Source organism: Mycobacterium sp. 012931, assembly GCF_000419295.1.
Lineage (GTDB): Bacteria > Actinomycetota > Actinomycetes > Mycobacteriales > Mycobacteriaceae > Mycobacterium > Mycobacterium marinum.
Map to the genome: position 1 here is coordinate 4,568,398 of NZ_AOPX01000001.1, position 22,691 is coordinate 4,591,088.

Genomic DNA, 22,691 nt, shown 5'->3' on the forward strand with positions numbered 1-22,691 from the left:
CAATTCTAGGCATCCCGTTATGGAAATAGGAATCCCAAAAGCCAATTTGCGATACGGTAAATATCGCCAGGCGCGTCGACATCGATTGGGCGCAAACCGAATTCGATTCTATTTTGAGGGATAACAATGTCGTTCGTAATTGCGGTACCCGATTTTATTGGCTCGGCAGCAACAGAATTGACTGGCATCGGCTCGACACTGAGCGCCGCCAATGCCGCTGCGGCTATCCCTACAACCGAGATCCTGGCCGCCGCCGAAGACGAGATATCAACCGCAATTGCGGCGCTGTTTGCCGGTCACGCCCAGGCCTATCAAGCGGCCAGTGCCCAAGCGGCGGAGTTTGGGAACCGGTTTGTGCAGGCCCTGACCTCCGGGGCCGGCGCCTATTCCAGCGCCGAGGCCGCCAGCGCGGCGTCAATCGCCGACCCCCTCCTGGCCGCAATCAACGCCCCCGCTTTGGCCTTGACCGGACGCCCACTGATCGGCAACGGAGCCAACGGGACCCCGGGCACCGGTGCCGATGGGGCGGCTGGCTGCTCGGCAATGGCGGCGCCGGCGGCTCTGGCGCGGCGGGATCCGGGCAGAACGGCGGGGCCGGCGGCGCGGCCGGACTGTTCGGGTCCGGGGGTGCCGGCGGTACCGGCGGCAGCTCATCGACCGGCAACGGCGGCGCCGGCGGGGCCGGGGGCTTGTTGTTGGGCAACGCCGGGACCGGCGGGGCCGGCGGGTACAGCAATTTCTTAACCGGATCGGGCGGTGTCGGTGGCACCGGCGGCACCGGCGGGTTGTTTGGCGCCGGCGGGCTCGGCGGGGCCGGCGGCGCCTCAGGGATGGATACCGGTGGGGATGGTGGAGCCGGTGGAGCCGGTGGGCTGCTTGCGGGGCTATTCGGCTCCGGCGGCGGCAACGGCGGTAACGGCGGATTCGGCTCGGTCAATGGCGGAGCAGGCGGGGACGGCGGGGACGGCGGGGCGCTGGCCGGCCCGGGCGGAAGCGGCGGGTCGGGCGCATTCGGCGGCACCCTTGGCGGGGACGGCGGGGCCGGCGGCGCAGCCGGCTTGTTGTTCGGGCCGGGCGGGTCCGGCGGTGCCGGCGGAGCCACCTTTAGCGGCACCGGGGGGGTTGGTGGCGCCGGCGGTCATGCGGGGTTGTTCGGTGATGGCGGGGCCGGTGCAGTCGGCGGCTTCAGCTCCGTGGACGGCGGGGCCGGCGGCGCCGGCGGCGACGCCGGCTGGTTTGGCAACGGCGGAATCGGCGGCGCCGGCGGGGCGGGCTATTTCAGCTCCGGGGGTGTCGGCGGCGGCGGTACCGGTGGGGTGCTGTTCGGCAACGGAGGTGCCGGTGGCAACGGCGGCACCGCTTCCACCGGTGGCGCCGGCGGGGCCGGCGGCGCCGGCGTACTGATCGGCAACGGCGGCAACGCCGGTATCGGCGGCGCTGGTGTGACCGTCGGCGGCACCGGCGTGGGCGGGACCAGCGGGCTGCTCTTGGGTCTGGACGGCTTCAACGCGCCGGCCAGCGCTTCGCCGATACACGCCCTGCAGCAACAGGCGCTGACCGCGATCAACGGGCCGATCCAGACACTGACCGGACGGCCGCTAGTCGGCAACGGCACCCCCGCTGCGGCGGGTAGCGGTGCCGATGGAGCCGCCGGCGGCTGGCTGCTCGGCGACGGCGGCGCCGGCGGATCCGCTCCACTGTTCACGGCCGAAGACGGAGGTGCGGGCGGAGCCGCCGGGCTGTGGGGCACCGGCGGCAGCGGCGGTGCCGGTGGCACCTCGACGGGAGGCCTGGGCGGCGCCGGCGGTGAGGGCGGGGCCGGCGGATTTCTGGCGGGTACTGGCGGGGCCGGTGGCGCCGGCGGGTTCTCACCAGCGACCGGTACGGCCTGGTCGGCGCCGGAGGCGGCGCCGGAGGTCACGGCGGGCCCGGGGATACCGACGGCGGCGACGGTGGCGCTGGAGGCAATGGCGGGTTGCTCGGCGGCGCCGGCGGCGCTGGCGGCACCGGCGGCTACAGCGACGATGCTCCTTCGAGCAACGGTGGAGCCGGCGGCAACGCCGGACTGCTGTTCGGCAACGGCGGGCACGGCGGGGGCGGCGGAGCCTCCCGCGGCTTTGCTGGTACCGGCGGCGCCGGCGGCAACGCCGCGTTGCTGTTCGGCAGCGGCGGATTCGGCGGGTTCGGCGGGTTCGGATCCGGCGGCGGGTCCGGAGGCAACGGCGGCAACGCAGGTCTATTCGGCAGTGGTGGTGACGGCGGAGCCGGTGGATTCGGAGTGTTCGTCGATGGCGGCTCCGGCGGATCCGGCGGTAGCGGCGGACCGCTCTTGGGCACCGGAGGCTCCGGCGGCGCCGGCGGAGAGTGCGACTTGGGCGGATTCGGGGACGGCGGGGACGGCGGGGACGGTGGCGGTGCGATGCCGATCAGCAACGGCGGCAACGGCGCTGCCGGTGCAACTGCGGGCACCGACGGCAAGGGCGGAGCCGGCGGTACCGGCGGCACCCTGCTAGGCGAAGACGGGCTCAACGGGTTGCCCTGAGCCCACACCCGCTCTCCCCCGAACCGCAGATGGTGCGCATCTGGGTCGTGTAGCAAATGATTCGCAACTATTTCTGCAAATCGATTGCATCAATGTGGTTGCAGTAGTTACCTTCTAGATACAGGGAGTCTCCGCCAACCCTAAGGGGACGCACATGGCCTGTGCTCTGTGCTGCCGGCAGCCATCGTCGCGCTTGATTCGAAAGACTATTGCACCGGACAAATCGGCACCTTGTTTCCTGACCTGCAGTAGCGCACGGCTAGAAGAGCAGTGCTCGATGCCTGCCGAACGCGTCGGCTGATACGCGTCGTCACATCGGCTTGGGTCGGCCTCAAGCCGCGGGCACCACCGCGCCGGTACCGGATTCGATGACGATCCGATCTGATAGACGTTGGTGGGGAGGCATTTCCGGCATCCCAGCCATGGATCAACGCACAATCGACACAACGATCGGACCAGCTTCTCCCCCAACCACGGGCGGAGCAATTCACTGAAGTCGACGGCCGTAATCTACCCATCCGGTCCCGGTATCGCGCTCGACATCGAAAATGGTTTCACTGAGCCATATTTCATGCTCGTATGCTGTTTTTCAATCGTGCGCCGCTGCGCGCCCAAACACGGACACCTTTACCGGGGCCGGGCTCGATTCCGAAAGAGAAGCCCATGTCATCTGCCCGAACGATACCCCAAATATGCTCCGCGGCAGCGGATAACGCCAAATACCTTGGTCCGAGGCGGTCGGTCGGTGCGGACTGCCATCCCACCAACGAAGCCACCAACGTAATCATCGCCGGTTGAGCCGTGGGTACAACCATGGACTACGCGGCGCTTCCGCCCGAAGTCAACTCGGCACGCATGTACACCGGCCCCGGCTCGGGCCCGATGCTGGCCGCCGCACTGGCCTGGGATGGCCTTTCTACCGAGTTATCCTCGGCCACAGCCGATTACAGTTCAGCATTGGCCGCCATGACGAGCGGGCCGTGGCGGGGGCCCGCATCGACCTCGATGGCCTCCGCCGCCGCCCCCTACATCGCCTGGATGGCGGGCACCGCGACACAGGCCCTGCAGGCTTCACTGCAGGCCAAGGCCGCCGCCGCGGCCTACGAAACCGCATTCGCCATGACCGTGCCACCGCCGATGATCGCGGCCAACCGCGCGCTGTCGGCCTCATTGGTCGCCACCAACCTACTCGGCCAAAACACGCCGGCCATCGCCGCCGCCGAGGCCGCCTACGGCGAGATGTGGGCCCAAGATGCGGCCGCCATGTACGGCTATGCCGCGTGCTGCGCGACGGCAACGCAGTTGACCCCGTTCGCCGACCCACCACCGACCACCAGCCCCGAGGCCGGCCTGATCGCCCAGGCCGCGACCACAAGTAGCGCCCAAAGCCAGGCATCGCTGTCGCAGGTAATGTCAACGGTGCCGACCGCCCTGCAGGGGCTGGCCTCGCCGTCAGCGTCCGGCGTGACCATCACCGATGTCGCGGGCGCGCTGGGGCTGGGTGCCCCACAACTGGACCGCATTCAAAGTTGGCTCGGTTTACAGGGCATCGACCTGACGACCCCGAGCGGGCTGCTCGCATTCTTCAACGGGACCGACGGATCGCCGCTGGGCACAGCCGTCAACGCAATAACCACGAACGCGATCGGCTCCGGCTTCTACACGCCCGGCAACTTCTTTGGCACCATGTGTGACTTCTTCGGGCTATCCAGTTTCTCGGCCATGGACGCTGCCGAGGACGCCGCCATCGCCGCCAGCAGCGGCCTCGGCGGGGCCGCACCCGGTCTCGGCGGATTCGGCGGGTTGGGCACCGCCGTGTCGGCGGGGGTGGGAAATGCGGCCTCGATCGGGTCATTGTCGGTGCCCCCGACCTGGGCGGCAACCTCGCCGGTCGGCGCCGCAGTGGCGACCTTGCCATCCGTTGCCGCCGGCGCACCCCTGACCGCACACGGCCCGGCGAGCATGCTCGGCGGGCTGCCATTGAGCGGCTTTGGCGGACGCGGTTTCAGCGAGGTCCCCCGCTACGGGTTCAAGCCGACAGTGGTCATGCACCCGCCAGCGGCGGGTTGACCGGACTCCCTGCCAATCCGGTTCACGGCCATGCTCGGCACCGGCGCGAAAGCCGTTTCATGCCTTACCACCTCAGCTGAGCGCGGTCGCTGGTACCGTTGAATCACTGTGTTTCTGCGGGGCCCCAACAAGCCGACGCGATGGCAGTCAGCCATCGCTGTGGTGGCCGGGCTTTGCCTATTCGCCGCCGTCATCGGATGCTGGGCATTGCGCTCTGGGGTGGCGGCCGCCACTCCGTCGCATCCGGCCGCAACAGCATCCGCCGCCGGCCTCAGCCGAGCCGACATCGACAAACCGTCCGTGCGCAGCACCGGGCACCAACGCTCGTCATCCACAGGTCACAGCCCCTGCAAAAGCGCTGGGTTGAAACGGGATCGGCCGCCGACGTGGTCGCGCTCGGCACCGCCGCAGTGGTGGCTATCCACACCTGCCTCACTGACCACGGCGGGCCACCCGCTCAGGGCACTGCGTGCGCGCGCCCCGCTGGCAGCTGCCGCCGGGCGGGCATATCTCAACCAGCTCTGCGTCGCTCGCTGCTGATCGGCTAGCACCAGGCTCGTTGTGCGGCCATTCCAAGGCTGACACGGAGCCGGCGAAACCTACACCCGGTCAGCAATCTCGCTGACCCGTGCGACTTGCCATGCCCTAAACGGCTCACCCAAACATGTCCAGAAGAAGTGCATGTTCTGTCGCGCCACAAACTAATTCGTCATGCCCGCGGCGACAGACACGCCAACGCACCAAGCCAGCCAGCCGGCGCAAGACCCGAGGAAATAGCAATGGACTATGCAGCTTTACCACCCGAAATCAACTCCGCTCGCATGTATGCCGGGCCAGGATCGACATCCATGCAGACCGCGGCAACAGCCTGGGACGCGTTGGCCACCGAGCTCTATTCGGCGGCCAGTTGCTATAGCTCCATCACCGCGGGACTGGCCGGCAAGTGGCAGGGCCCGGCCGCTACCGCGATGGCCCAAGCCGCCGCGCCCTACGCGGCGTGGCTCAGCACCACCGCGGCCCAGGCAGAGCTAGCCTCAGCCCAGGCAAGAGCGGCCGTCAGTGCCCACGCCGGCGCGTTCGCGGCGACAGTGCCGCCACCGGTGATCGCCGCCAACCGTGCCCATCTGGCAGCGTTGATCGCGACCAACCTACTAGGTCAGAACAGCCCGGCGATCGCGACAACCGAGGCCAACTACGAACAGATGTGGGCTCAGGATGCGGCAGCGATGTATGGCTACGCGGGTGCTTGCGCGAGCGCCACACGGCTGACGCCATTTACTTCACCGCCGCCGATCACCGACCCGGTCGGGTTGGCCAGACAAGGTGTTGCCGCCACGCAATCGACCGGCGCATCGGCGGCTGCGCCAAGCCTCGAGGCCGTACTGGCGGCATCTCAGGTGATCACAACGCTGCCCGGGACCCTGGCTGGGCTCGCCACCGCACCCATCATGACATCCCTGAATAGCGCCTTCACGTCGTTGTCAACGTCGCTTTCGAAGCTGAGCTCACTGGCCGTGCCGCTGAACTTCGCCATGTACGCGCTGAACTTTCTCGATAAGGGGATCGGATTTACCAAAGCCGCAACCGGTTCGCTCACTGCCGCGGCCACAGGTGCGGTCAAGGCGGTCGAATCCGGGGCGCAATCGCTGGGATCGGTTTCGCTGGGAATCACGGGTAGCGGTGCGGCACTGAGCGCCCCAATGGGCCGCGGCATGACGGTAGGGGCGTTGTCGGTTCCGCATTCTTGGATCACGGCGCCAGCCACAAGTGCCGTCGCCGCGAACCTGCCGAGCAGTTTGTCCTCGGTCGGCACCCTAGACAGCGGCACCGCAGGTATGCCGTTCATGCCGTTGACCGGCATGGCCGGGCGCAGCGCCAACGGCCCTGCCGCCTCCCGGTTCGAGCTGCGCTCAACGGTGGTACCCCGTTCCCCGGCCGCCGGATGACCCAAACGATGACGGGATGCTGTTGGGGCCCACGCCACATCGGGCCCCGATCACGTGCCCGTGCTCAGTTACCCAGCTGAAAATGCCATTCCTCTAACCAATCTCAAAGGTTTCTTCCAGCCCCCAACAATGCTGGCGCTGTATGTTTGCGCCACTGTGACCTTCCCATGCGCGGCTTCTCCCCGACGATGGCAACGCGCCGTCGTCGTTGTTGTCGTCGCGGTAGGTCTTTTTGCCGCCGTCATCGCGGGCTGGGCACTGCGGTCCGGGCTTTCCGCCGCGGCACTACTGCAACCCGCAGCATGGTCGCAGGCGATCCCCGATATCGGCCACCTGCAGCTCGCTCACGGCCCACAACCCGTGAACCATAGCGATCAAGACGCTCCTCCCGCGCATCAGAAACCCTTCAGAAACGCTTGGATGACGCGGGATCGGCCGCCAAGCCGGGCCCACCTTGGGCCACTTTCGGCCTGGTCGCCGACGAGTGGTTGGGTAACCCGGGGCTAGCAATCCCAGCTGATCCACGTGCACCCGCCCGGTCCACCGGCGGCGACTGCCGCTGACCGAGATATCTTGACCGAGTTCTGCGTCGCTCGGCGCTGATCGTTCCCGACGGTTGTGCTGCAGCACAACCGGTTACAGGTGATTGCCAACCACGCGCTTTCAACGCGTCTGCGCTGGTTGCATGACGCCGTTCTTCGTTCTTCGATGCGGTAACCCCTTCGCGGGATGCCATCGAATGCCAACGATCCCGAGCACATCGATAACGGGACAACAGCGGAATCAACCCGTCCCCCAGCACTTTAGGAATTGATCATGTCTTTGCGGCCCACTCCTGCCATCCCCCGAACATTTGTCGCGCGGAAGAGGCCGAAGAGATAGCCATGGACTTCGGAAAGTTGCCACCGGAGGTCAACTCCGGCCGAGCCCGTCCGGGCTCCCTGCAGGCCACCGCGGTGGCGTTGCGCGGGTTGACCGCCGGGATGCGCCAGATTGGGGCGGAATGTAGTTCGATCGCCGCCGGGCTCACCAGCGGGTGGCGCGGGCCGGCGGCGGTGCCGGTGATGCGGGTCATTGCGCCGCACTGGGCATTGCTCACCGCCCTGGCCCGCCATGCCAGTCAGACCGCGGTTCAGGCCGAAACTGCCGCGCAAGCCTACGAACAGGCAGCAGCAAAGATGACATCGGCACAGCTGATCGCGCCCAACCGCATGATGAGAAAGTGGTTGTCGGCGAACAACTTTCTGGGCCAGGCCAGCCCGGTGATCGCCGAGCTCGAAGCCGAGTACGACCGGGTGTGGGTGCACTGCGCCGACGCCGTGCACGACTTCGCCGGCGCCCTGGCTATCTCACCGAGGTCGACGCCGTTGACCTCCCAACTCGTCGCCATCGGGTTCACGAAGCTGGCCCACCGTGGTTCGCCCGTTGCCTGCGGGACAGCCGCCATGGATAGCCTCGCGATCATGACTACCGGCACTCAGGTGGTTTCATCAATTCCGCGAGCGCTCAAGGCCCTGTCTGCGCCCTATGCGTCATTGGGTGCCGCGATCTCCCCGGCGGCTTTGTCGCTGTCAAGACTGAGTTCGGTTGTCCTACGGTCAAATCTCGCGGCCCGCACGCTACATGTCCTGGAAACGGCTACCGCCTCGGGCCTAGCACGAACCACCGTCGCAGACAGTGGCGGTAGCCAGCTTTTGGTCGACGTTGATCACGCAACGTCGATCGGAGCGTTGTCGGTGCCGCAGGCGTGGATAACAGCGATTGCCGCCAGCCCCGTCGTCTCGGTGCTACAACGCACCGGATGGATCTGCGAACCAATCGGTGACGCCGTCGGCAGTGAGCCGCCGGGGTAGCGCCCACACTAGGGCGCAGCCAGGTCGGCGGAGGCGAGTGCGGCGTCCAATCGGGAGGGCCGATCCGCTCACCCGCTCCTGCGCGACCGGGCGGCATCAACCACCGCCGAGAACAGACGCAGATCCTCCAATGACTCCTCGGGATGCCACTGCACGGCCAACACGAAGTTCTCCCCCGGCAGCTCCAGCGCCTCGACCACGCCGTCGACATCAAAGGCGCTGACCACCAAGCCTTCGCCCACCTCGGCGACGGCCTGGTGGTGGTAGCAACGCACCTGCGCGGACTCCCCGATCAAGGTCGCCAACCGGGTCCCGGGCACGGTACGCACCGGCAGCGAGGAAAACACCGCGTTGCCTGCCCGGTGTCCGTTGTGCCCGAGCACATCGGGCAGGTGCTGGTGCAGCGTCCCACCGAATGCGACGTTGAGAACTTGAGCGCCGCGGCAGATACCGAGCACCGGTAGCCCCCGTTGCAGCGCACCACGCAGTAGCGCGAACTCCCAGCTGTCCCGGATCGGTGCCGGCTCGTCGGTGGCCGGATGCGCCTGTTGGCCGTAGGCAGCGGGGTCGACATCCTTACCTCCGGTGATGACCAGGGCATCGAGGCTGTCGAGCACTCTGTTGGCAGCATCGGCATCGGCCCGCTGCGGAGGCAGCAGCACGGCGATGCCACCAGCCATGGTGACACCGTCGAAATAGCTGGCGGGCAGAAAACTTGCGCTGACATCCCAGACACCAGTCTTGGCCTGGTCCAGATATGTGGTCATCCCCACGATCGGTCCCGGTCCAGCGGCGTTCAAGACCACCCGTCCTCTCCCCATCATGCTGGAGCATCCGCATCGCCCAGCGTGGTGTCATGCCGAATATTTCAACGGAAACGGTTGTGGCACACGACTAGACATCCCCGGCCCGCTCGCGGAAGGCCAGGTTGGCGGCACCTACCAACCGCTGGTGCGCAGCACGATCTCGGTGGCCAGCTGGGCCGTCGACTCCTGCGCGTTGCGTCGGCCCAGCAGCTCAACCACCCGATACTCGGCGTAGACCAACTGCTGGCTGTTACGGGCCGCTTCCCGCACGGCCGCCGAAGTCACCAGCACGGTGGTGGCGATCTCGACGGGCGGACACGAGTCATCGCGAACGACGCCCTCGGAATCGGCGATCGCCGGATGGCCACGGTCAATTGCGACCAAGCCGGCGAACCTGCCCAACCTCGTCGCCGCCAGTTCCCAGGCGAGTTCGGCGCCCTCCCGATCGCCGACCACCACCGCCCACTTGATACCCAGGGCATCGAGGATGCCAACCACGGATTTTGACGTCAGCCGCGGGTCGGCGCCCACCACCACCGTTCGAAGTGAGGCGGTATGCAGCCGCTCGCACACCGCGTCATACGCGGTGACGGCGCGTTGATCGGCACCAAGAATGACGACGACGACGCCATTTGCGGGACCGGCCACTGCCACTTGGACCGGGAATCCGTCGAGCGTGGTCATCATCGAGGGCACCTACGCAAGTTACCGCCAATCGACCAGAGCGTGCCACGAGTTCATCCAGTCGCAGTCCCGCGACACCTCGAGCTTCCTGCGGCTAACCACCCGGTAACGGGTCAACCGCCGACGCCACCGAGCATGGCGAGCAAACGCAAAATCGCACCGGCACGCGGACGGCTACGCGAGTTTGCGTCTGCTCGCGTGTGGAGAGCTCATGGCAACGTGAGAATCTCGGCACCGGTATCGGTGACCAGCAGCGCGTGTTCGAACTGCGCGGTCCACTTGCGGTCCTTGGTGACCACCGTCCAGTCGTCATCCCAGATCTCGTAGTCCAACGTGCCCAGGTTGATCATCGGCTCGATGGTGAATGTCATCCCGGTCTGCATGATCGTCTCCACCGCAGGCTGGTCGTAATGCAATACAACCAGCCCGTTGTGGAAGGTGGTACCGATGCCGTGGCCGGTGAAGTCGCGAACCACGTTGTAGCCAAAGCGATTTGCATACGCCTCGATCACTCGCCCGATGACCGACAACGCCCGTCCGGGTTTGACGGCGTTGATCGCCCGCATCGTCGCTTCCCGGGTGCGCTCCACCAGCAGCCGGTGCTCCTCGGAGACGTCGCCGGCCAGGAAGGTCGCGTTGGTATCGCCATGCACCCCGTCGAAGTAAGCCGTGACATCGATGTTGACGATGTCACCGTCGGCGATCACCGTCGAGTCGGGGATTCCGTGGCAGATCACCTCGTTGAGCGAGGTACAGCACGACTTGGGGAAGCCCTTGTACTCCAGCGTCGACGGGTAGGCGCCGTTGTCGACCATGTACTCGTGGGCGATCCGGTCCAGCTCGTCGGTCGTGACCCCGGGTGCGACCGCTTTGCCCGCCTCGACCAGTGCGCCGGCCGCGATCCGCCCGGCCACGCGCATCTTCTCGATGACCTCAGGCGTCTGCACCCATGGCTCGGTCCCTTCGCGGGCCGTCGGCTTGCCGACATACTCCGGGCGCGCGATCCACTTGGGCACCGAGCGCATCGGCGAGAGGACTCCGGGGGAAAGCGCGGTGCGAGCAGGCATCCCGCTAGCTTAGTCGCGCCTGGCCGGTGACTCGCACCTCACCGGGAGCGCCCGGCCCGCCGTCACATCCCGCCCCGATGGTCGCTGCCTGGACGAACCGCTGGTTACACCTGATGGCGGCGCAGCAAGGCCCGGCGCGGACCCCGGATCACCACGGAGCCGCACACCACCTGGCCCGTCACCACGACATGCGGTGTGCCTTCACCAGGGGCATCCTTGCGACGGTCGCTGGCACTGCCCACGTAAACCTCGACGTCGTCGATGGAGGCGCTGGCCCCCTCGGGCAGTCTGAGCTCGAGTGAGCCGAACCTCATGTCGAGTTCGATCACCACCACGGGTCCCGCGAAACGCGCCTTGGTCAGGTCGAGTTCGATCGAGCCCAGCCGGCGAACCAACGCCAGGCGAGTCGGGACCATCCATTCGCCATGGCGCTTCAGCGACCCGGCCCAGCCACGCAATTCGACCCGGTCAGCCGCGGATGTGACGATGGCACCCGGCCCGGGCAGGTCACAGACCAGCCCGTCCAGTTCGTTCTGGGTGCGCGCAAACGACACCCGAGACGAACGCTGCTCGAATTCATTGATGTCGATCAACCCGAGCGCCACCGCGTTGTGTAAACGGCGCATCGTGCCGTTCCTGTCGGCGTCGGAGACCCGCAACGCCACCATCTCTGCACCGGAATCCGTCATGGCCTTTTCCTGATGTCCCTCGCTAACGGCGATCATCCGCCTCTCCTGGCAACTTACCGCGGTTGCGGGATCGGTGGCGACGCCGCGGGCCCAGCCAGGCGCCCACAGCGGCTAGGTCAGGTACCCGGGCGGCATCAGCTCGAACATCATCTTGGTCATCCGCACGGCGTATTCCGAGCTGCCACCGCCGACAATCAGCGAGGCGAACGCCAGGTCACCGCGGTATCCGGCGAACCAGGAATGCGACCCGCCCGGGAATTCGGCTTCACCGGTCTTGCCGAAGACCTCGCCGCACCCGGCGATCTCTTTGGCGGTGCCGTTGGTCACCACCAGGCGCATCATGGGGCGCAGCGCGTCCACCATCTTCGGGCTGATCGGCGCGCCCTCACCCGTCACCTGCGTGGGCCGACCGACGATGAGCTGCGGAACCGGTGTCCTGCCCGCGGCCACGGTGGCCGCCACCAGCGCCATCCCGAAGGGGCTGGCCAGCACCTTGCCCTGGCCGAACCCGTCCTCGGTGCGCTCTGCCAGGTCCACCGTCGGGGGCACCGAACCGGTGACCGTGGTGAGGCCCTCCACTCGATAGTCGAGCCCGATGCCGTAGCGAATGGCCGCCTGCGTCAACCCGCGCGGGGGCATCTTGCTGCTCAGTTCCGCGAAGGTGGTGTTGCACGAACTGGCGAACGCGCGTGATAGCGGCACTACGCCGAGATCGAAGCCGCCGTAATTGGGGATCGTGCGATGGCCGATGTCGAGTTCGCCGGGGCAGCCGAGCATGGTGTTGGGGGTGGCCATATCGCGCTCGACGGCCGCACCGGCGGTAACGACCTTGAAGGTCGACCCGGGTGGATACAGGCCGGTGGTGGCAACCGGGCCGTCGGCGTCGGCGGCGGCATTCTGCGCCACCGCCAGAATCTCTCCGGTCGAAGGCTTGATCACCACGATCATCGCCTTGCCGCCCCTGGCGTCCACCGCGCGCTGCGCGGCGTTCTGCACGGCCCGATCCAACGTGATGGTGACCGACGGCGCCGGTGACGGTGCCACCTCATGCAGCACCGCCACGTCCACACCGTTCTGGTTGACGCTGACCACCCGCCAGCCCGCCTCGCCCTCCAGCTCGTCGACCACGGCTTTCTTCACCTCGGTCATGACGACTCCGGCGAAATGATCGTCGGTCGGCAACATCTCGGGCTGAGGCGTGATCACCACACCGGGCAGGTGGCCGATCGCTTCGGCGACCCGACCGCTGTCGTCAGGACGCAGGGTGACCCCCAAATCCAGCGGGTGCGTCAACGAACTGGCCTGCTCGGCGAGCAGCTGCGGGTCGTTGAGCGTGTCGTTGAAGGGGTGCAGGGCATCAACCGCGGCGTGGGCGGTCCCGATCAGGTTGCGGCCGGCCTCGACGGCATCCAGAGCGTAGTGATACACGTAGCCCGGCACGAGCACGTCGGTGCCGCCGAGCTCGTTGACCGACGCCCGCCGGGGCGGGTCGGCGCGCAGGGAAAACGTCTGGTGCTCCCCCAGCTTGGGATGCAAGCCGGTGGATACCCAGCGGACCGCCCAGCGCCCCTCATCGCGGGCCATCTTCAACTGGCCGTCATAGGTCCACGTCCGATTCTTGGGAAGGTGCCAGGTGAAGCGGTAGACGACGGTGCCCGTGTCCTCGGCATACTTCGAGCTGAGGATCTGCGCGTCCAGGTGGGTCGCCTGCAGACCCGCCCACGCGGCGTTGAGCGCTTCCCGGGCTTCGTTGGGGTTGTCGCTGAGCTGGGCCGCGGTCGCGGTATCGCCAACGGCGAGCGCGGCGAAGAATTTCGCGGCAGCCGGCCCCGGGCCCTCGGGGCGGGGCGTGCAGCCTGGCAGCGCCATGCAGCAGACCAACAAAAGGGCTGCGCCAGCTGAGGCCAATGTTGCTCTAGTTACCATCGTTACTGATGTTAAGAACAGTGACGCCAAGGAGGGCGTAGACACACCGAGACCCAACCGTTATGTCGGATCTGGTTGACGCTACGAAGGGGTTTGGTGCAGGAGGCTGCTCAGTCGAGCAGCACTGTGGCGAAGGTGCCGACTTCCTTGAAGCCGACGCGCGTGTAGGCGGCGCGGGCGACCGTGTTGAAGTTGTTCACGTACAGGCTGGCGATGCGCCCGCTGCCGACGGTCACCGCGGCAAGCGTGGCGGTTCCCGCGGTACCCAAACCCAGGCCGCGCCGCTCCGGATGAACCCAAACCCCCTGGATCTGCCCGACGGCCGGAGACTGCGACCCCACCTCGGCCTTGAAAATCACCTCACCGTGCTCGAACCGGGCCCACGCCCGCCCGGCCGCGATGAGGCTGGCGACCCGGCGGCGATAACCCCGGCCGCCGTCTCCGAGGCGAGGATCGATGCCCACCTCACCGATGAACATGTCCACGGCGGCCACCAGGTAGGCGTCCAACTCCTCGGGTCGGACCTGGCGTACCTCCGGGTCGATCGCGCAACTGGGGTGGGTGTTGATGGCCATGAGCGGCTGGTGGTCACGCACATCGCGGGCCGGCCCCCAGGCCGACTCCAGGCGCTGCCACATCGGCAGCACCAGATCGGCCCGGCCCACCAGCGACGAACACCGCCGCGCGGTGCTCTTCGCCTCATCGGCGAACGCGTTCAAATCGATCAATTCACCGCGCAGCGGGATCAGGTTGGCGCCGGCGAAGCACAACGACTCATCCACTCCGTCGCGCGTCCACAGTTCCCCGCCAAGCGAATTGGGCTCGATTCCGTAGTCGGCCACCCGCGCGGCGACCATGCACGATTCAACCGGATTCTCGTCGAGCACTCGCCACAATGCGGCAACGTCACGCACCACAGACACCCGTCGTTCGCCGACAAGGCGCATGATGAGCGGAGCCGACATCTCAGATCTCTCTGTGGTGCGAACTGAGGCCAGACAATTCACTGCCCCCTATCAGCTTACGGTCACAATAGGCGCACCGCTTGATGTCGTGCCCGGATCCTCAGTTCCCATTTCTGCGGCGATGCGCATCGCCTCCTCGATCAGGGTCTCGACGATCTGCGCTTCGGGCACCGTCTTGATCACTTCGCCCCGCACAAAGATCTGGCCCTTGCCGTTGCCCGAGGCCACTCCCAGGTCAGCCTCACGCGCTTCACCAGGACCGTTGACGACGCACCCCATCACGGCCACCCGCAACGGAACGTCAAGACCGTCCAAGCCGGCGGTGACCTCGTTGGCCAGCGTGTAGACGTCAACCTGAGCGCGTCCGCAGGACGGACAGGACACGATCTCAAGGGACCGTGGTCGCAGATTCAGCGACTCGAGAATCTGGTTGCCGACCTTGACTTCCTCCACGGGTGGGGCCGACAACGACACCCGGATGGTGTCACCGATGCCACGGGAGAGCAGCGCACCGAAAGCGACCGCGGACTTGATGGTGCCCTGAAAGGCCGGACCGGCCTCGGTGACCCCCAGGTGCAGCGGATAGTCACATTGGGCCGCCAACTGCTCGTAGGCGGCGACCATGATCACCGGGTCGTTGTGCTTGACGCTGATTTTGATGTTGCCGAAACCATGCTCTTCGAACAACGACGCTTCCCACAGGGCAGACTCGACCAGCGCTTCGGGCGTGGCCTTGCCGTACTTCTGCATGAACCGCTTGTCCAGCGAGCCCGCGTTGACCCCGATGCGAATCGGAATGCCAACCGCCCCGGCCGCCTTGGCGACCTCCCCCACCCGGCCGTCGAACTCCTTGATGTTGCCCGGATTCACCCGCACGGCAGCGCAACCGGCATCGATGGCGGCAAAGATGTACTTCGGCTGGAAGTGGATGTCGGCGACCACCGGAATCTGGCTGTGCCGGGCTATCTCGGCCAGCGCGTCAGCGTCCTCTTGGCGGGGGCAAGCCACCCGGACGATGTCGCAGCCCGCCGCGGTCAGCTCGGCGATCTGCTGCAGCGTGGCATTGACGTCGTGGGTCTTGGTGGTGCACATCGATTGCACCGAGACCGGGTAATCGCTGCCGACTCCGACATCGCGGACCATCAGCTGACACGTGGTGCGGCGGGGCGAAAGCGTGGGCGCCGGAGGCTGCGGGATGCCCAGGCCAGTGGTCACTGTGACCCCTTCTTTCTGGTTCTTATTGGAACAACCTGATCGGGTTGACCAAGTCGGCGGTGACGGTCAACAGCATGTATCCGACCACGAAAACCAGCACCACATAGGTCGCTGGCATCAGCTTGAGATAGTTCACCGGCGCCGCGGCCACCTTGCCGCGGGCCGCGCGGATCATGTTGCGAATCTTCTCGAACACCGCGACGGCGATATGGCCGCCGTCGAACGGCAACAGGGGCAGCAGGTTGATGGCCCCGAGGATGAGATTCAACTGGGCCAGGAAGAACCAGAAGGCCACCCACAGCCCGTGGTCGACGGTGTCGCCGCCGATGATGCTGGCGCCGACCACGCTGATCGGCGTCTGCGGGTCACGCTGGCCGCCCCCGATGGCGTGGACCAGCGCGCCGACCTTGGTCGGGATGGCCACCAGCACCCTGCCCACTTCGACCGTTAGGTCACCGGTGAAGGCGAACGTGGCGGGCAGCGCCGACAGAATCCCGTATTGCGTCGGCCCGGACTGGGCCGCACCCACCCCGATAGCGCCGACAGTCGGGGGCTCGAGTTGATTGCCCTGCTCGTTGGGAACCCAGCGGCGGGTGGATTCGATGACCACGTTGGCCGTCACCGTGGTTCCGTCGCGTTCGACGACGATCGGCGCGCTGCCGTGCAGCTTGCGAATGGCCGTCGCCATCTCGTCGAAGGTGGAGACCGCGGTGTCACCGACCTTGACGACGACGTCACCGGCGCGCAGTCCGGCTAGCGCCGCGGGCCCCGGCCCGGTGCACTGCTCCAGTTTTCCTTGAGCCGTTTCCGGTGCGACACAGCCGGTTTCGCCAATGATCGCCTGGGTGGGCGGGTGCAGGTTCGGCAGCCCCCAGACCACTGCGATGCCATAGATCAGCACCAGGCAGATAACGAAGTTCATGCCAGGCCCGGCGAACAGGACCGCCACCCGCTTCCAGGTCGCCTGTTTGTACATCGCCCGGTCATGTTCGTCGGGCTCGAGATCCTCCACCGGGGTCATGCCGGCGATGTCACAGAAGCCACCCGCCGGAATGGCCTTGACCCCGTACTCGGTTTCGCCTCGGCGCGTCGACCACAAGGTGGGACCGAAGCCGACGAAATAGCGCCGCACCTTCATTCCGGTCGCACGCGCTACCCACATGTGGCCGCACTCGTGCAGCGCCACCGATATCAAGATGGCGAGTGCGAAGAGCACAATGCCGACAACGAACATCATCAGCCTCTATCGACCTTTCTCAAGCCAGTCCGGAGACCTTCTCGCATGCGCCGGCCGGGCTTGCTTTGGCGATCGCACGCTGTGCCCGCTGCCGCGCCCAACGCTGCGCGTCAAGTACGTCATCCACGTTAGCGGGTGAAACGGCCCATTGGTCGGCAGCGTGCAGCACGTCGGCGATAGTTCCCACGATGGCGGGGAAATTGATCCGGCCGGCGAGGAAGGCCGCTGCCGCTTCTTCGTTGGCCGCGTTGTACACCGCGGTCATGCACCCGCCGGTCTCGCCGGCATGGCGAGCCAGCTCGACGGCGGGAAACACCTCGTCGTCCAGCGGCTCGAACTCCCACGTCTGAGCCTGACTGAAATCGCAATAACGGGCCGCACCCGGCACCCGGCGCGGCCAGCCCAACGCCAGCGAGATCGGCAATTTCATGTCCGGGGGGCTGGCCTGGGCGATGGTCGAACCGTCGACGAAGGTGACCATGGAATGCACGATCGACTGCGGATGCACGACGACCTCGATGCGCTCGTACGGGATGCCGAACAGTAGGTGGGTTTCGATGAGCTCGAGTCCCTTGTTGACCAGTGAGGCCGAGTTCAGCGTATTCATCGGGCCCATTGACCAGGTCGGATGGGCACCGGCCTGCTCCGGGGTGACCTCCTGAAGGTCGGCCGCCGACCACCCCCGAAACGGCCCACCCGAGGCGGTCAACACTAGTTTGGCGACTTCGTCGGGGGTGCCTGCTCGCAAGCACTGAGCCAGCGCGGAATGCTCGGAGTCGACCGGCACGATCTGACCGGGTTGCGCGGCCTGCAGTACCAGTGGACCGCCGGCAACCAGCGATTCCTTGTTGGCCAAGGCCAGCCTGGCCCCGGATGCCAGCGCGGCCAGCGTCGGGCGCAGGCCCAATGCGCCGACGAGCGCGTTGAGGACGACGTCGGCCTCGGTCTCCTCCACCAGCCGGGTGACAGCGTCGGGCCCCTGGTACGCAATGTCGCCGGCCAGTTGCGCCGCCCGCTCGTCGGCGATCGCAATCTCCGTTACGCCGGTCTCGGCGCGCTGTCGCAGCAGCGTGTCCAGATTGCTGCCCCCGGCAGCCAGCCCGACGACCTCGAAACGGTCCGGATTGGCGGCGATGACTTCCAGCGCCTGGGTGCCGATCGAACCCGTGCTGCCCAGCACTAGCACGCGCAAGCGGCCGTCGGCGGACCCGTCGGTGGCAGTAGTCACTCCATCATTGTGCCCCGACCGACCCCAATGCGGCCCGGCCAGCCCGCCGCTTCGACTAGCCATCCAGGACCTCCGCAGTTTCGAATAGTGAACATGGTCACGCTTGCACTCGTCGGCTTCGTCGGAGGTCTGATCACCGGGATCTCGCCGTGCATCCTGCCGGTGCTGCCGGTGGTCTTCTTCTCCGGCGCCCACGGCGGCGCCACGGTGGCCACCACACAGACGGGGGTTAGTACGCCGGACCCGAAGGCCGCGCGTGTCCAGACACGCCCCTATCGGGTGATCGCCGGCCTGGTGCTCAGCTTCTGTCTGGTGACCCTGACGGGTTCGGCGCTGCTGTCGTTGCTGCATCTGCGCCAGGACACCATCCGCTGGGTCGCGCTGGCCGCGCTGGTGGCGATCGGCTTGGGCTTGATCTTTCCGCGACTCGAACAGTGGCTGCAGCGGCCGTTTTCCCGCATCCCGCACAACTCGATCAGTGCTGGCGGCACCGGTTTCGGGCTCGGGTTGGCGCTGGGCGTGCTCTATGTTCCCTGCGCCGGCCCGGTGCTCACCGCCATCATCCTGGCCGGCGCCACCTCGAGAATCGGGCTCAACACCGTCGTGCTCACCTGCGCATTCGCCCTCGGAACCGCCTTGCCACTGCTGTTCTTCGCCCTGGCCGGGCGCGAGACGGCAGGACGGGTGAGCGCGTTTCGTCGGCGCCAGCGCGAGATCCGGATTGGGGCCGGAGTCGTGACGATTCTGCTGGCAGTGGCCCTGGTGCTCAATCTGCCCGCGACTCTGCAACGGGCCATCCCCGACTACACCAGTGCGCTACAGGGCCTACCGGAGCAGGTGGGCGGCCCCAACCAAATCGGCACCAACCTGGGCGGCATCGGCGGTCTTGTGACTGACCAAAACGCGCAGCTCTCCAACTGCACCAACGGCGCCGCCCAACCGCAAGACTGTGGCAGCGCACCCGACATCACGGGAATCAGCGGCTGGCTCAACACCCCTGAGCACCAACCGATCCGGTTGAGTTCGCTGCGAGGCCGCGTGGTGCTGGTCGACTTCTGGGCGTATTCATGCATCAACTGCCAACGCGCCATCCCCCACGTCGTCGGCTGGTACCGGGCCTACAAAGACAGCGGCCTGGAAGTGATCGGCGTGCACACACCCGAGTACGCGTTCGAAAAGGTGCCGGAAAATGTTGCGGCCGGCGCCGCGGATCTGAACATCACCTACCCGATCGCGCTGGACAACAACTATTCGACCTGGACGAACTACCGCAACGCATACTGGCCCGCCGAGTATCTGATCGATGCCAGTGGCACCGTTCGGCACATCAAGTTCGGCGAGGGTGACTACGACGGCACGGAGAACCTGATCAGACGGCTACTCACCGACGCCAATCCGGGCGCCAAACTGCCGGCACCCGTGGACGCCGCCGACACCACACCCGCGCTGAGCCTGACCCCCGAGACATATTTCGGCGTGGGCAAAGCGGTCAACTTCGCCGGCAGCGGCTACGACCAGGGTTCGGCGACGTTCAGCTATCCGCTCGCGCTGCCCCCAGACACCTTCGCCCTGCAAGGCCCCTGGTCCCTGGACCACCAGCGGGCCACGGCCGACGGCGACGACTGCCGCATCAAGCTGAACTACCTCGCCAAGAACGTCTATCTGGTGGTCGGTGGCACCGGAACCCTCACCGTGACCGGAGCCGGCAAGTCGACGACGCTGCGGATCGGCGGGGCACCCACCTCGCATCAAATCATCGCCGGCGACCAAGTGCAGCGAACCACGATAGAAGTGCATCCCAGCAAAGGATTGCAGGTGTATTCATTCACCTACGGATGAATTATTTTTCCCACAACACCGATCCAAAACCGCTGCGGCTCCGAATAACAGTCAGAGATCCACCCGACAACAAAGGAGCCATAGGCAATGAAGTTCCACAACCCAGCAATTGCAGCAACCGGTCTCGCGGCAGCCGCTGCGGTAGGCCTGGTGCTGGCCACCGCTCCGAGCGCGATGGCCAGCCCGCCAGACACACTGGTCGGCCCCGGATGCAGTGCCTACGCACAGCAAGTGCCGACCGGGCCAGGGTCGGTAGCCGGCATGGCGGCCGAACCGGTCGCGGTGGCGGCGTCGAACAACCCGATGCTCACCACGCTGACCTCGGCGTTGTCCGGCAAGCTCAACCCGCAGGTGAACCTGGTCGACACCCTCAACGGCGGCCAATTCACAGTCTTCGCCCCGACCGATGCCGCGTTCGGCAAGATCGACGCCGCAACGATCGACTCGTTGAAAACCGATGCGCCGCTGCTGAAAAAGATCCTCACCTATCACGTGGTCCCCGGGCAGTTGAGTCCGTCGCAGGTGGTCGGCATCCACGGCACCGTCGAGGGCGCCTCGCTGACCGTCACCGGTTCTGGCAATGACCTACAGGTCGGTGACGCGGCCGTGGTCTGCGGCGGAGTGCAAACCGCCAACGCCGTGGTGTACATGATCGACACCGTGCTGATGCCGCCCAGCTAGCCAGCTAGGCATCACCGGCAGTGGCGACGCATTTCGCTACGGCGATTCCTCCGGACGGGTAGCACAAAGGTGATGACCCCGGTCTGCGCTTCGGGCAGATGTGCCAGAATGATCGGGTTCGATCCGAAGACGTGCAGTAGCCAATCCCATCCGGAGGAATCGCTGTGGCCAGTACTGAGGTGGAGCCTTTCACCGGCGTCGATATCGCCGAGGTGCCGTCCGCACGCTGGGGATGGAGCCGGATCAATTACCGCACCTGGCACATCACCGGCGCGTGCATCTTTGTGTTCCTGCTGGCGATGCTGCGCGGCAACCACGTCGGCCATGTCGAAGACTGGTTCCTCATCGGGTTCGCTGTACTGACGCTGGCCGTCCTGGTTCGTGACCTGTGGGGCCGCCGGCGCGGCTGGCTCCGATAGCGGTTTCCCGACCAACTCGGCGCGCGCCGCTTAGCGACGGGCCCGCCGATACCAACTAACGCTGAACGCACCGGCCACCAGCAACGTCAGCACCACCACCCACGGCCAGATACCCTGCTGGTGGACCCAGCCGGCCAACTCACCTTGGATGCGGCCGGCCGCACCGATCACCCGATCTTGGGGATCGACCAGTAGACCAGAGGTCAACCGCACCTCGTAGTAGCCGTAGTAGCCGACGTAGAGCCCAACCACCGCCAGCAACCCACCGCTGATCCGGTTGACCAGCGGCAGCACCCGCCGCAACCGGTCGGCCAGTGCCGAGCTGGCGGTCGCGGCGGCAATGGCGAGTGCGCCGACCACCATGGTCAGGCCCGCGATGTAGGCCAGGTAGATTGCCACCGCCCCCAGGATCGAACCGCCCCGCAGGCCCGCCCCGGTTACCGCGATAAACGGCCCGATGGTGCAGGACAACGAGGCGACGGCATAGCTGACGCCGTAGCCGTACATGGAACCCAAGCGGGCCGTTGGCGCCCATCGCGGACCAAACCCGCTAGGGGTCAGCGCGGCCAACTCACGCCCCGACAGCAGCCACACCCCAAGGCCGAAAAGCAGCACACCAATCAACACAGTCAGGTAGGGCAGGTATCGCTGCACCGTGGAAGCTGCCGAGATGGTCAAAGCGCCAAAGGCACCGAAGACCGTAAGGAAACCGAGCGCCATCCCGATGGTGGCGGCGATGGCTCGGCCGACCGCGCCGATCGGAGAGGCAGCCTCCCCCGACTCGCCGCCATGCTGCCCGCGCACCACCAACAGCAGGTATGCGGGCAGCATCGCGAATCCGCATGGGTTTAGCGCGGCCACCGATCCGGCGGCGAATGCCAGCGCGACCAGGGCCGAATTCATCGGGGTCGGGGAATCAGGACGTCAGCGCGGCGACCCGGTCGGCCAGTTCCTGCTGGGACATGGCCGAGGTGGGGTTGTTGACGAAGGTCGAGAAACCGTCGGCCCGATAGAACACCCAGGCCGGCTGCCAGGGCACGTTGTAGCGCGCCCAGATCGCGCCGTCGGCGTCGTTGATGTTGGTGAAGTTCAGCCCGTATTTGGAGACGAAGCCCTGCATCGCACCCACGTCCGAATGCGCGGCGATGCCGACGAATGTTACCCCGGGGTTGGCGGCCGCCACCTGGCTGGCGGCGGGGCCCTCGGCGTTGCAGAACGGGCACCACGGCGTCCAGAACCACAACACCGCCGGCTTACCCTGCAGGCTGGCCCCGTTGAAGGGCGCGCCGCCCAGCGTCGTCGCGGTGAAATCGAGACGATCGTCGGCGGCGCGGGCGCGCGGCGCGGCGATCACGCCGAGCGTCAGGACAAGCGCGACCATGCTGGCCATCAGGACCGCGGCAAACCAACGATTGCGGGGCGTAGGGCGAACAGTCATAGCAGACCTCACTTACTGGTGTTTGCCTTGATGACGTAATACCCACTGACGCGGTTCATCGCACCGGCTGCAGCTACCCGCCTTCG

General features: G+C 66.6%; 17 protein-coding genes and 1 pseudogene. 7 read left to right on the plus strand and 11 right to left on the minus strand.

Features of this window, described 5'->3' with window-relative positions:
- The first annotated feature begins 126 nt into the window (after positions 1-126).
- From MMSP_RS29390 to MMSP_RS20125, 4 genes and pseudogenes are all read left to right on the plus strand, one after another.
- A pseudogene (locus MMSP_RS29390) lies at positions 127-2,542 on the plus strand (PE family protein).
- An 813-nt stretch (positions 2,543-3,355) separates the two neighbouring features.
- Complete coding sequence (locus MMSP_RS20115) at positions 3,356-4,612, plus strand: PPE family protein (protein WP_015355224.1); 1,257 nt, start codon at positions 3,356-3,358, stop codon at positions 4,610-4,612.
- Positions 4,613-5,391: 779 nt separating this feature from the next.
- Entirely contained in the window at positions 5,392-6,558 is a 1,167-nt protein-coding gene (locus MMSP_RS20120) for a PPE family protein (protein ID WP_020788091.1), read from the plus strand.
- 884 nt (positions 6,559-7,442) lie between these two features.
- Complete coding sequence (locus MMSP_RS20125) at positions 7,443-8,411, plus strand: PPE family protein (RefSeq protein ID WP_015355222.1); 969 nt, start codon at positions 7,443-7,445, stop codon at positions 8,409-8,411.
- 68 nt (positions 8,412-8,479) lie between these two features.
- Here the strand turns inward: MMSP_RS20125 and MMSP_RS20130 are convergent, their stop codons facing one another.
- The 9 genes from MMSP_RS20130 to dxr all read right to left on the minus strand — a co-directional run bounded on the left by MMSP_RS20130 (position 8,480) and on the right by dxr (position 18,228).
- Complete coding sequence (locus tag MMSP_RS20130) at positions 8,480-9,235, minus strand: gamma-glutamyl-gamma-aminobutyrate hydrolase family protein (protein ID WP_015355221.1); 756 nt, start codon at positions 9,233-9,235, stop codon at positions 8,480-8,482.
- Positions 9,236-9,349: 114 nt separating this feature from the next.
- Positions 9,350-9,904, minus strand: a complete 555-nt coding sequence (locus MMSP_RS20135; protein ID WP_015355220.1) for an alpha/beta hydrolase — start codon at positions 9,902-9,904, stop codon at positions 9,350-9,352.
- Between the two features lie 206 nt (positions 9,905-10,110).
- On the minus strand, positions 10,111-10,968 hold the full coding sequence (gene map / locus MMSP_RS20140; RefSeq protein WP_036426768.1) for a type I methionyl aminopeptidase: 858 nt from the start codon (positions 10,966-10,968) through the stop codon (positions 10,111-10,113).
- Positions 10,969-11,072: 104 nt separating this feature from the next.
- Positions 11,073-11,657: a DUF1707 domain-containing protein gene (locus MMSP_RS20145; RefSeq protein WP_036427447.1), complete on the minus strand. Its 585-nt coding sequence runs from the start codon at positions 11,655-11,657 to the stop codon at positions 11,073-11,075.
- 111 nt (positions 11,658-11,768) lie between these two features.
- Entirely contained in the window at positions 11,769-13,583 is a 1,815-nt protein-coding gene (locus MMSP_RS20150; RefSeq protein WP_012393638.1) for a penicillin-binding transpeptidase domain-containing protein, read from the minus strand.
- Positions 13,584-13,693: 110 nt separating this feature from the next.
- Positions 13,694-14,548 (minus strand): GNAT family N-acetyltransferase, encoded by an 855-nt coding sequence (locus tag MMSP_RS20155; protein WP_036426770.1) that lies wholly within the window; start codon positions 14,546-14,548, stop codon positions 13,694-13,696.
- Between the two features lie 51 nt (positions 14,549-14,599).
- Positions 14,600-15,763 (minus strand): flavodoxin-dependent (E)-4-hydroxy-3-methylbut-2-enyl-diphosphate synthase, encoded by a 1,164-nt coding sequence (gene ispG, locus MMSP_RS20160; RefSeq protein WP_020788097.1) that lies wholly within the window; start codon positions 15,761-15,763, stop codon positions 14,600-14,602.
- 22 nt (positions 15,764-15,785) lie between these two features.
- Positions 15,786-17,000: an RIP metalloprotease gene (locus MMSP_RS20165; RefSeq protein WP_036426772.1), complete on the minus strand. Its 1,215-nt coding sequence runs from the start codon at positions 16,998-17,000 to the stop codon at positions 15,786-15,788.
- A gap of 19 nt (positions 17,001-17,019) precedes the next feature.
- A complete protein-coding gene (gene dxr / locus MMSP_RS20170) occupies positions 17,020-18,228 on the minus strand; it encodes a 1-deoxy-D-xylulose-5-phosphate reductoisomerase (RefSeq protein ID WP_036426774.1) in 1,209 nt (402 codons plus the stop codon).
- A 93-nt stretch (positions 18,229-18,321) separates the two neighbouring features.
- Here dxr and MMSP_RS20175 point away from each other — a divergent pair, with 93 nt between their 5' ends.
- The 3 genes from MMSP_RS20175 to MMSP_RS20185 all read left to right on the plus strand — a co-directional run bounded on the left by MMSP_RS20175 (position 18,322) and on the right by MMSP_RS20185 (position 21,167).
- Positions 18,322-20,067 (plus strand): cytochrome c biogenesis protein DipZ, encoded by a 1,746-nt coding sequence (locus tag MMSP_RS20175; RefSeq protein ID WP_036427449.1) that lies wholly within the window; start codon positions 18,322-18,324, stop codon positions 20,065-20,067.
- Between the two features lie 87 nt (positions 20,068-20,154).
- Entirely contained in the window at positions 20,155-20,748 is a 594-nt protein-coding gene (locus MMSP_RS20180; RefSeq protein ID WP_020788101.1) for a fasciclin domain-containing protein, read from the plus strand.
- Positions 20,749-20,912: 164 nt separating this feature from the next.
- Entirely contained in the window at positions 20,913-21,167 is a 255-nt protein-coding gene (locus MMSP_RS20185; RefSeq protein ID WP_015355213.1) for a DUF2631 domain-containing protein, read from the plus strand.
- Positions 21,168-21,197: 30 nt separating this feature from the next.
- On the opposite strand, the gene MMSP_RS20190 is transcribed toward MMSP_RS20185, so the two are convergent.
- Positions 21,198-22,070 (minus strand): cytochrome c biogenesis CcdA family protein, encoded by an 873-nt coding sequence (locus MMSP_RS20190; RefSeq protein ID WP_020788102.1) that lies wholly within the window; start codon positions 22,068-22,070, stop codon positions 21,198-21,200.
- A gap of 13 nt (positions 22,071-22,083) precedes the next feature.
- Positions 22,084-22,605, minus strand: a complete 522-nt coding sequence (locus tag MMSP_RS20195) for a protein disulfide oxidoreductase (RefSeq protein WP_036426776.1) — start codon at positions 22,603-22,605, stop codon at positions 22,084-22,086.
- Positions 22,606-22,691: the final 86 nt, after the last annotated feature.

Excerpts from the sequence above, each read along its gene's own strand:
- MMSP_RS20155 (WP_036426770.1), bottom strand. The coding sequence starts at position 14,548 with ATGTCGGCTCCGCTCATCATGCGCCTTGTCGGCGAACGACGGGTGTCT.
- MMSP_RS20115 (WP_015355224.1), top strand. The coding sequence starts at position 3,356 with ATGGACTACGCGGCGCTTCCGCCCGAAGTCAACTCGGCACGCATGTAC.
- MMSP_RS20190 (WP_020788102.1), bottom strand. The coding sequence starts at position 22,070 with ATGAATTCGGCCCTGGTCGCGCTGGCATTCGCCGCCGGATCGGTGGCC.
- map (WP_036426768.1), bottom strand. The coding sequence starts at position 10,968 with ATGCCTGCTCGCACCGCGCTTTCCCCCGGAGTCCTCTCGCCGATGCGC.
- MMSP_RS20135 (WP_015355220.1), bottom strand. The coding sequence starts at position 9,904 with ATGATGACCACGCTCGACGGATTCCCGGTCCAAGTGGCAGTGGCCGGT.
- MMSP_RS20150 (WP_012393638.1), bottom strand. The coding sequence starts at position 13,583 with ATGGTAACTAGAGCAACATTGGCCTCAGCTGGCGCAGCCCTTTTGTTG.
- MMSP_RS20145 (WP_036427447.1), bottom strand. The coding sequence starts at position 11,657 with ATGACGGATTCCGGTGCAGAGATGGTGGCGTTGCGGGTCTCCGACGCC.
- MMSP_RS20120 (WP_020788091.1), top strand. The coding sequence starts at position 5,392 with ATGGACTATGCAGCTTTACCACCCGAAATCAACTCCGCTCGCATGTAT.
- MMSP_RS20125 (WP_015355222.1), top strand. The coding sequence starts at position 7,443 with ATGGACTTCGGAAAGTTGCCACCGGAGGTCAACTCCGGCCGAGCCCGT.
- MMSP_RS20180 (WP_020788101.1), top strand. The coding sequence starts at position 20,155 with ATGAAGTTCCACAACCCAGCAATTGCAGCAACCGGTCTCGCGGCAGCC.
- MMSP_RS20195 (WP_036426776.1), bottom strand. The coding sequence starts at position 22,605 with ATGACTGTTCGCCCTACGCCCCGCAATCGTTGGTTTGCCGCGGTCCTG.
- MMSP_RS20175 (WP_036427449.1), top strand. The coding sequence starts at position 18,322 with ATGGTCACGCTTGCACTCGTCGGCTTCGTCGGAGGTCTGATCACCGGG.
- MMSP_RS20165 (WP_036426772.1), bottom strand. The coding sequence starts at position 17,000 with ATGATGTTCGTTGTCGGCATTGTGCTCTTCGCACTCGCCATCTTGATA.
- MMSP_RS20130 (WP_015355221.1), bottom strand. The coding sequence starts at position 9,235 with ATGATGGGGAGAGGACGGGTGGTCTTGAACGCCGCTGGACCGGGACCG.